Here is a 9,255-nt window from a genome sequence, read left to right on the forward strand (position 1 = left end):
GGGAGCGGAATCATGAACATTGAATCGGGTTTTGCGCAGGTCGCGCAGTCGCTGTTGTGGCCGGTGCTGGTGCTGGTGGGGCTGGCCTTTGTCTACGCGCTGTGGGCCGGTGGCGCCACGCTCATGGAGGCCTGGCAACGCTGGCGCCAGCCGCAGTACCGCTCGCTGCGCGTGGCGCCCGGGCTGTCGATGGAAGAGCTGGAGCTGCAACTGGTGCGCCAGGTCGAGCCCGTGCGCCTGCTCAGCCGCCTGTCGCCCATGCTGGGGCTGATCGCCACGATGATCCCGCTCGGCCCCGCGCTGCAGAGCGTGGCGGCGGGCAACGGCCAGCAGGCGCTGGCCGTGTTCAGCGGCGCCTTTGCGGGTGTGGTGCTGGCGCTGGCGGCCGCGTCCGTGGGGCTGGTGGTGTACTCGGTGCGCCGCCGCTGGCTGCTGGCCGAGCTGCTGGTGGTGCGCAAGGAGCGCGGGGTGGCGCAATGAGCTTGAAGCACCTGCATGTGCTGGCTGAGGACGACGACGACCCGATGCTGTCGGCCGTGAACCTGGTGGATGTGTTCCTGGTGCTGGTGGTGGCGCTGCTCACGGCGGTGGCCGTGCAGAGCCAGACCAGCGCCCATGACAGCGTGACCATCATCCGCAACGCGGGCCAGCCCGACATGGAGGTGGTCGTGCGCGAGCAGGGCAAGGAAGTGCGCTTCAAGGGCGCGGGCAGCGCGGCGCAAGGGCAGGGCGTGCGCGCGGGCGTGGCCTATCGGCTCGAAGACGGCAACATCGTCTACATCCCCGAAACTGGCGCGGCACCCGCACAAGCCGCCGCGGCCGACCCTGTGAAGCCATGAAGGCGCTGGCTCTGCGTGCGGCGCTGTGGTGCCTGCTGCTGGCTGCGCCGCTGGTGCAGGCCGCCCTGCCTGCGAAGTCAACGCAGGCTGCGCCCGTGCTGCTCTGGCTCACGTCCGACATCACCACCGCCCCGCGCACGGCCACGGTGCAGCGCCTGGCGGGCGAGGCGGGCCTGGGTTTTGCGCACATCGACTACCCGCTCGCGGGCCCCGCCGTGCTGGACGCGGCCCAGGCCCGGCAGCTGGAGCGCGCGCTGGCGGGCGCCGCCATGGTGTGGGTGGACGCGCCGCATGCCAGCGTGGAGGCGCGCCTTCGCCGCATGGCGGGGGCGCAGCTGGATGAGCGCGCCGCACGCACGCCCGGCCGGGTGGTCTGGGTGCCTGCGGGCACCCCCGCAACCGATCTGGCGGCGCTCGACGCTTCTGCCCGCACAGTGGCCTACCTGCAGGCCGGTGGCCCGCGCAATCTCAAGAACGCCATCGCCTTGGCGCAGGCCACGGTCACGGGTGTTGCCCTGCCCCACTTGCCCGCACCCGACATCCTGCCCGCCCGGGGCATCTACCACCCCGACGCGCCCCGCCTGCTGCCCCACGCCGCAGCGCTGGAGGCCTGGCGCCAGGGCCAGCCCGCGCTGCGCGGCCTGCCCGCCGTCGCCGTGCTGGTGCACCGCCACCATTTTGTGGATGGCAGCACCGAATGGCTGGATGCCTGGTTGCGCACGTTTGGCCAGCAGGGCCTGTTCGCCTATGCCGCATTTGGCCAGCAGGTCTCGGCGCAAACACTGGCCGAGGTGCTGGAGTTGCCCGCTGAAGGAGGCTCAGGCCCCGGCCGCCTGCATGCGTCTGCCCTGGTGTTGCACCAGCTCGTGCCCCAGGCCGCTGCGCTGCAGCCCCTGCTGGCGCGCTGGGGCGTGCCGCTGCTGGGCACGCAGCCCTACCGCGCGGGCGATGCCGCCGCGTGGGAGGCGAGCGACACGGGCTTGTCGCTGTCCGACGTGCCCTTCTACCTGGCCCAGCCCGAGGCGGCCGGTGCCATCGATCCGGTGCTGGTGGCCGCGCACGGGGCCGAGGGCAAAGACTTTCGCCTCATCGAGCGCCAGGCCCAGGCCGTGGCTGCCAAGGCACGGCGGCTGATTGCGCTGCAGACGAAGCCGGCAGCCGACAAGCGCCTGGTGGCCATGGTCTACAACTACCCGCCGGGCGGCACCAACTTCGGCGCCTCGTTCCTCAACGTGCCGCGCAGCCTGGAGCAGGTCTCTGGCGGCCTGGCCCAGGCGGGCTACCGCACGCAGCAGGTGCCCGAGCAGGGCTGGATCGATGGCCTCAAGCCGCTGCTGGCCGCCTACTACCCCGGCGCCGACGTGCGCGCGCTGCTGCAAAACGGCCAGGCCGCCGCGCTGCCGCTGGCGCGCTACGAGCAGCATCTGGCCACCTTGCCCCAGGCCGTGCGCGAGCGCATGAACGCGCACTGGGGCACGCCAGAAAAGAGCCGCTACGTGGTCGACTGGCAGGGCGAAAAGGTGTTTGCCATCCCGCGCCTGCAGGTGGGCAAGCTCTCGGTATTGCCCCAGCCCCCGCGCGAGGAAACCCTGCGCCTGGGCCAGAACCCGTTCATGCACAAGTCCAAGGCGCCGCTGTCGCACCACTACCTGGCGGTGTACCTGTGGGCGCAATGGGAGGCCGATGCGCTGATCCACTTCGGCACCCACGGCACGCAGGAATGGGCGGGCGGCAAGGCGCGTGCGCTCGATGTGTACGACGACGCGCTGCTGCCGCTGGGTGATCTGCCGGTGGTCTACCCCTACATCGTGGACAACCTGGGCGAAGCCCTCACGGCCAAGCGCCGGGGCCGCGCCGTGCTGGTGAGCCACCGCACGCCGGTGTTCGCCCCGGCCGGCTTCGAGGCGCGCATGGCCCACATGCATGAGGTGATGCACGAGTGGGAAACCGTGGACGAAGGCCCCACGCGCCGCGCGCTCGAAAAGCAGCTGGTGGCGCAGTTTGTGGAGCACCAGCTGCACCGCGACCTGGGCTGGAGCGCCGCGCGCATCGCGGCCGATTTCAGCGGCTTCCTCGAAGTCCTGCACCCCTATCTGGACCAGCTCGCGCAAAGCTCCCAGCCCAGGGGCCTGGCCGTGTTCGGCCGCGTGCCTGCGCCGGAGCAGCGGCGCGAGACCATCCTGCAGGCGCTGCGCAAGCCGCTGATCGAGGCGCTGGGCGAAGACATCGACGAAGCCTTTTTGATCAAGCACGACGCCGTGCTGGCCGCACGCCCTGCGCGCTGGCTGGACGTGGCCTTGCAGGACGCCGAGGCCGCGAGCGTTCTGGACCTGCGCCCCGCGCTGCCCACACAGGCGGCATCCGACGTGGTGCGTGCCGAAGACCATGTGCCCAACCGCGCCGCGCGCCAACCCATCGACACACCCGCATTGCTGCAACTGGCCCAGCGCGCGCAGGCGCTGGAGCGCCTGCTGGCCACCGAGGGCGAGCTGCCCGGCCTGCTGGCTGCGCTGGAGGGCCGCTACCTGCCCGCGGCCTACGGTGGCGACCCCATCCGCAACCCCGACAGCCTGCCCACGGGCCGCAACCTCACGGGGCTGGACCCGAGCCGCCTGCCCACGCGCCAGGCCTATGCGGTGGCGCAGACGCTGTTCAACGACTGGTTCAAGGACTACCAGGCGCGCCATGGCGGCCGGGCGCCAGAACGCATGGCGCTGTCGCTGTGGGCGGGCGAAACGCTGCGCCACCAGGGCATCCTGGAAGCGCAGGCGCTGGTGGCGCTGGGCATGCGCCCGGTGTGGGACGACTCCGGCCGCCCGGTGCGCGTGGAGACCATTCCTGCCGCCGAACTCCAACGCCCACGCGTCGATGTGCTCATGAGCATCACCGGCTCGTACCGCGACCAGTTCCCGGCGCTGATGGCGCTGCTCGACCGCGCCGTGGCCCAGGCCGCCACGGCCGAGCCCGGCAACGTGATCGCACGCAACACCGCGCAGATCGGCCAGGAGCTGCGCGAGAGCGGCGTGCCCCGCGCGCAGGCCGAGCAGTTGGCGCGCGTGCGCGCCTTCGGCAACGCGGTGGGCGACTACGGCACCGGCCTGTCGGACGCGGTGCAGAGCGATGGCCTGCAAACCCGCGACGCGCGCCTGGGCCGGATGTTCCTCGAACGCATGAGCCAGCCTTATCTGGAGGGCGAGCCGGTGACGGGCGTGGCAGGCGGTGTGGCGGCCCAGGCATTGGGTGCCCACCTGCGCCGCACAGATGCCGCCATCCTGTCGCGCAGTTCGCACCTGTATGCCATGGTCAGCTCGGACGATCCGTTCCAGTATCTGGGCGGCCTGTCGGCGGCGGCCCGTGCGGCCGGCCGGTCGCAAGGGCTGGAGCTGCATGTGGCCCAGCTGCAGGACGCGAGTGAGTCCCGCACCGAGACCGCCCAGCGCGCCATCGCGCTGGAGATGCAGTCGCGCTACCTGCACCCCGGCTGGCTGCAGGCGCAGAAGGCCGAGGGCTATGCGGGCACGCTGCAGGTGCTCAAGGCCGTGCAGTTCGCCTGGGGCTGGCAGGCCGTGGCACCGGACACCGTGCGCAGCGACCATTGGCAGAGCTTTTACGACGTGCTGGTGCGCGACAAGCACCAGCTGGGCCTGCCCGAATGGCTGAAGGAACACCCGCAGGCCTATGCCCAATCGCTGGAACGCCTGGTGCAGGCGCAGCGCCAGTGCTACTGGCAGGCCGATGCCGATACGCAAAGGCAGCTCGCGCAGAGGTACCAGGAGCTGACCCGCGCGGCCCCGCTGGCGGCCGAGCTGCCCAGCGTGCGCCGGTGGGTGGAGCAGGCCGCGCAGGGCACCGCCCCTGTGCCCACTGGCATGGTCGTGGCCACGCCGCAGTCCCCGGCAGCGCCTGCACCAGCCGCTCCGTCTGCCGCCGACCTGCCCGCGCCGCCCGCCCAGGCAGAAGCACCGCCCGCCGCGCCCGCCGTGCCTACCATGGGCGTGTTGCTGGAGCGGCAGCCCGAGCGGGATGCCGCAGAGCCCGCGCCCCGCCCCGGGCCCAGCGCGCTGGAGCGCATGGCCCGCATCGTCGCGGTGCTGGCCATGGCCCTGGTGGTGCTGGCAGGCGCCGCATGGCAGGCCCGCCGCCCGTCGTCCCTGACCCGCGTGCAACCCGCCGGCGTTTGATGCCCGGCCTCTTCGCAAACAATCCACACCATGCAGATCGAAACCCCACCCACCGAAAAGCGCTATGAAAAACCCGAAGGCGAACGCCGTGGCCTCGTCATCGTCAACACGGGCGACGGCAAGGGCAAGAGCACGGCGGCGTTTGGCCTGGCGCTGCGCGCCCATGGCCGGGGCAAGGCCGTGAGGATTTTCCAGTTCATGAAGGTGCCCACCGCGCGCTTTGGCGAGCACCGCATGTTCGAGCAGATCGGCATTCCCATCGAAGGGCTGGGTGACGGCTTTAGCTGGAAGAGCCGGGACCTGGAGCACTCGGCCCAGCTCGCGCGCGACGGGTGGGAGAGGGCGCGCGCCGCCATCCTGTCGGGCGAGCATTTTCTGGTGGTGCTGGACGAGATCACCTACCCGCTGATCTACGGCTGGCTGCCGCTGGATGGTGTGCTGCAGACCCTGCGCGAGCGGCCCCGGGACGTGCATGTGTGCCTTACCGGCCGCCGCTGCCCGCCCGAGATCATCGAGCTGGCCGACACGGTGACGGAGATGCAGCTCGTCAAGCACGCCTTCAAGGCCGGCGTGCCCGCGCAGCGCGGCATTGAAGACTGAGCGCGCCCGGAGGCTGCATGCACAGGCTTGCCAGGGGCGCCCATGACTGAATTTTCTGCCGTGTGGTGGCAGGCCACGGCGGGCGGCTGGCCGTTTGCCGCCGTGTGGATCGGCGTGCCGATCCTGGCGCTGGCGCTCGACTGGCTGGTGGGCGAGCCCCGCGCCGCCTGGCACCCGGTGGTGTGGATGGGCCGCGCCCTGCATGCGGCCGGTGACCGGATCGCGCCGCGCCAGCCCGTGGCGCAGGATTTCAAGTCTTTTTGGGCCTCAGCGCTTGTCTGGTGTGCCTTGGCAGCTATTATTTTTGTAGTTTCTTGGGCGGCGCAGTCGCTGGTGTCCATGCTGCACGAGCTGCTGGCCGCAGCGCTTCTGGCGGCCCTGCTCAAGCCGCTGATGGCCTGGCGCATGCTGCATGACGAGGTCCTGGCGGTGGAGGTGGCGCAGGGCCAGTCGCTGGCCGCCGGGCGCACGCAGCTGGCGCGGCTCGTCAGCCGCGACGTGAGCGCGCTGAACGCGGACCAGGTGCGCGAGTCCGCCATCGAATCCCTGGCCGAGAACCTGAACGATTCGGTGGTGGCGCCGCTGTTCTGGTTCGCGCTGCTGGGGCTGCCGGGCGCGGCGCTGTACCGCTTTGCGAACACGGCAGACGCCATGTGGGGTTACCCGGGCATGCGCGGCGGGCGCTATTGGCAATGGGCGGGCAAGTGGGCCGCACGGGCCGACGATGTGCTGTCGTGGGTGCCCGCGCGCATCACCGCGCTGCTGCTGGTGCTGAGCGCCGGCGGGCTGCCGCTGCCCGCACTGGTGCGCCAGGCGCGCAAGACCCCGTCGCCCAACAGCGGCTGGCCCATGGCCGCCATGGCCCTGGCGCTGAACGTGCGCCTGGCCAAGCCCGGCGTCTACACCCTGCATGGCAGCGGGCGCCGTGCCGGCCCGCTGGACACCCGCCGCGCCGCGCGCCTGTGCGGGCACGCACTGCTGTGGCTGGTGCCCGCGCTGGCTGCGCTGCAGTTGCTCATCCTGGTGGGTTTCGCATGGCTGCAGGCGTAATGCCCGTGCACGGTGGCCCGGACGCTGCGGGCGCAGCGCGGTTCGACTTCTCGACCAACAGCAACGCCTGCGGCCCCTGCCCGGCGGCCGTGCAGGCCCTGCAGGCCGCCGACGCCACCCGCTACCCTGACCCCGCATACACCGCCCTGCGCGAAAGCCTGGCCGCGTTCCATGGCGTGGCCCCCGCGCGCGTCGTGCTGGCCGCCAGTGCCAGCGAATTCATCCACCGCATCACCGCGCTGGCCGTGCAGCAGGGGGCGGTGCAGGTGGCCCTGCCAGCGCACAGCTATGGCGACTATGCCCATGCCGCGCAGGTGCGCGGCCTGGGCGTGCTGCGCGGCGCTTCGGCGGCGGCGGGCCTGCAATGGGCGTGCGAGCCCTCCAGCCCGCTGGGCCGCGAAGATCCGGCGGCGCGGGCCTGGCAGCGCGACGACAGCAACGGAGGCGATTTGGCAGGTGCGCTGCGCGTGCTGGACTGCGCCTATGCGCCGCTGCGGCTGGACCCGGAGGGCGCCTGGACGGGCGCGCCGCCCGTGCCGCCCGGGACCTTGCCCGCGGGCTGCTGGCAGCTCTGGACCCCCAACAAGGCCCTGGGGCTGACCGGCGTGCGTGCGGCCTATGCCATCGCGCCCCCGGGCAGCGATGAGCAGGTGCACACGCTCGTGGCGCTGGCACCGTCGTGGCCGGTGGGCGCGCATGGCGTGGCGTTGCTGCAGGCCTGGGTGCAGCCGCTGGCCCAGCAGTGGCTGGTGCACAGCCTGGCCACGCTGCGCGAATGGAAGTCGCGCCAGCTGGCGCTGTGCCACGGGCTGGGCTGGACGGTGCACGCGGGCAGCCGGGCCAACTATTTTTGCGCGCAGCCCGCCAGCGCCTCGCTGCCGGGCGACCTGGCTGCCCTGCGCGCCGCAGGCATCCAGCTGCGCGACGCCACCTCGTTCGGCCTGCCCGGCAGCGTGCGCCTGGGCGTGCTGGCGCCCGCTGCGCAGGACGCACTGCGGGAAGCTTGGCTGGCTCTGCACAGGCGCCGTACGATCGCTGGGTACCGGTCATCCACCGGTTCAGGAAGCACCTTGTGAGAACCATCACCGTCAACCGCTACGTCACGCCGCTGCGCGAAGGCGGCTCCATGCCGGCCATCGTCGAAGGCGACGACCAGGGCACCTATGTGCTCAAGTTCCGTGGCGCAGGGCAGGGCGTGCGCGCCCTGCTGGCCGAAATCATCGCGGGCGGCATCGCCCGTGCGCTGGGCCTGCCCGTGCCCGAGATCGTGCTGGCCCAGCTTGATGCGGCCCTGGCCCAGACCGAGCCCGACCCCGAGATCCAGGACCTGGTGCGCGCCAGCGACGGGCTGAACGTGGGGCTCGATTACCTGTCGGGCGCGCTCAATTTCGACCCGGCGGTGGACGTGGTGAGCGACGATTTCGCATCGCGCCTCGTGTGGTTCGACGCCCTGGTGGGCAACGTGGACCGCACTGCGCGCAACACCAACCTGCTCGTGTGGCACCGCCAGCCCTGGCTCATCGACCATGGCGCGGCGCTGACCTTTCACCACGCGTGGAACGGTGCTGTGGCCCAGCCCGCGAAGCCTTTTGCGCCCATTGCCGACCATGTACTGCTGGGGCAGGCCACGGCGCTTTCGCAGGTGGATGCGGAGCTGGCCGCACGCCTCACGCCCGAGGCCATCGCAGGCATCCTGGCCGATGTGCCCGACAGCTTTCTGGCGCTGGCGGGGGCCGACCATGCCGAGGGCCCGCTGGCCGCGCCCGCAAGCCACCGCCAGGCCTACGTGGACTACTTCTGCGCCCGCCTGGCCGGGCGCGCCACCTGGGTCGAAGCGCTGAAGGAGGCCGCCGATGCACGCGCCTGAGGTGTACGACTACGCCATCGTGCGCGTGGTGCCGCGCGTGGAGCGCGAGGAGTTCATCAACGCGGGCGTGATTCTGTCGTGCCAACGCACGGGCTTTCTGCAGGCGGCCATCGCGCTCGACGAGCCACGCCTTCTGGCCATGGACCCGCATGCCGACATCGACACGGTGCGCCGCCACCTGGCCGCCATCGTGTCCATCTGCGCGGGCGATGCCGCCTGCGGCCCCATCGCGCGCCTGCCCTACCGCCAGCGCTTTCACTGGCTCACCGCCCGGCGCAGCGCCATCATCCAGACATCGCCCGTGCACACCGGCCGCTGCACCGATGCGGCCGCCGCACTCGAACACATCATGGACCGCATGGTCCGCCCGCTGCCTTGACCTCGCAATCCTCTCCTTCTCCTTCTTCATCATCTCGGCCGGCCCGCTGCGTGATGGTGCTGGGCACCACCAGCGGTGCGGGCAAGAGCTGGCTGGCCACCGCGCTGTGCCGCTACTACAGCAACCTCGGCCTCAAGGTCGCGCCGTTCAAGGCGCAGAACATGAGCAACAACGCGCGGGTGGTGGCGAGCGTGGGGGCCAACGGTTTCGCCGCCGGGCCGCCCCAAGGCGAAACGCGGCCCCCTTGGGGGGCAGGGAGCGACACGCAGTGCGCGACCGTGGGGGCGGAAATCGGCAGTGCTCAGTATTTCCAGGCCCTGGCCGCGCGCGCCGAGCCCG

At 71.6% G+C, this 9,255-nt stretch carries 8 protein-coding genes and 1 pseudogene; all 9 read left to right on the forward strand.

What is annotated here, in order from left to right:
- Positions 1–12 precede the first annotated feature (12 nt).
- On the forward strand, positions 13–480 hold the full coding sequence (locus tag ACOQFS_RS15650; RefSeq protein WP_252658959.1) for a hypothetical protein: 468 nt from the start codon (positions 13–15) through the stop codon (positions 478–480).
- Positions 477–839 carry a DUF2149 domain-containing protein gene (locus tag ACOQFS_RS15655; protein WP_421563754.1) on the forward strand — a complete coding sequence of 121 codons (363 nt, stop codon included), beginning with the start codon at positions 477–479 and terminating at the stop codon, positions 837–839. The genes ACOQFS_RS15650 and ACOQFS_RS15655 overlap by 4 nt, the downstream gene beginning before the upstream one ends.
- On the forward strand, positions 836–5,020 hold the full coding sequence (cobN, locus tag ACOQFS_RS15660) for a cobaltochelatase subunit CobN (protein WP_421563755.1): 4,185 nt from the start codon (positions 836–838) through the stop codon (positions 5,018–5,020). Before ACOQFS_RS15655 ends, cobN begins: the two co-directional genes overlap by 4 nt.
- A gap of 30 nt (positions 5,021–5,050) precedes the next feature.
- On the forward strand, positions 5,051–5,620 hold the full coding sequence (gene cobO, locus ACOQFS_RS15665; protein WP_421563756.1) for a cob(I)yrinic acid a,c-diamide adenosyltransferase: 570 nt from the start codon (positions 5,051–5,053) through the stop codon (positions 5,618–5,620).
- A 42-nt stretch (positions 5,621–5,662) separates the two neighbouring features.
- Entirely contained in the window at positions 5,663–6,670 is a 1,008-nt protein-coding gene (gene cbiB / locus ACOQFS_RS15670) for an adenosylcobinamide-phosphate synthase CbiB (protein WP_421563757.1), read from the forward strand.
- Positions 6,655–7,746 carry an aminotransferase class I/II-fold pyridoxal phosphate-dependent enzyme gene (locus ACOQFS_RS15675; RefSeq protein WP_421563758.1) on the forward strand — a complete coding sequence of 364 codons (1,092 nt, stop codon included), beginning with the start codon at positions 6,655–6,657 and terminating at the stop codon, positions 7,744–7,746. Before cbiB ends, ACOQFS_RS15675 begins: the two co-directional genes overlap by 16 nt.
- On the forward strand, positions 7,743–8,537 hold the full coding sequence (locus tag ACOQFS_RS15680; protein ID WP_421563759.1) for a HipA family kinase: 795 nt from the start codon (positions 7,743–7,745) through the stop codon (positions 8,535–8,537). Before ACOQFS_RS15675 ends, ACOQFS_RS15680 begins: the two co-directional genes overlap by 4 nt.
- Positions 8,524–8,916 carry a DUF3037 domain-containing protein gene (locus ACOQFS_RS15685; protein ID WP_421563760.1) on the forward strand — a complete coding sequence of 131 codons (393 nt, stop codon included), beginning with the start codon at positions 8,524–8,526 and terminating at the stop codon, positions 8,914–8,916. The genes ACOQFS_RS15680 and ACOQFS_RS15685 overlap by 14 nt, the downstream gene beginning before the upstream one ends.
- A gap of 53 nt (positions 8,917–8,969) precedes the next feature.
- Positions 8,970–9,255, forward strand: a pseudogene (locus ACOQFS_RS15690) (cobyric acid synthase CobQ); the annotation flags it as partial.

The sequence above is a fragment of the Paracidovorax sp. MALMAid1276 genome, assembly GCF_049198005.1.
Classification (GTDB): domain Bacteria; phylum Pseudomonadota; class Gammaproteobacteria; order Burkholderiales; family Burkholderiaceae_C; genus Acidovorax.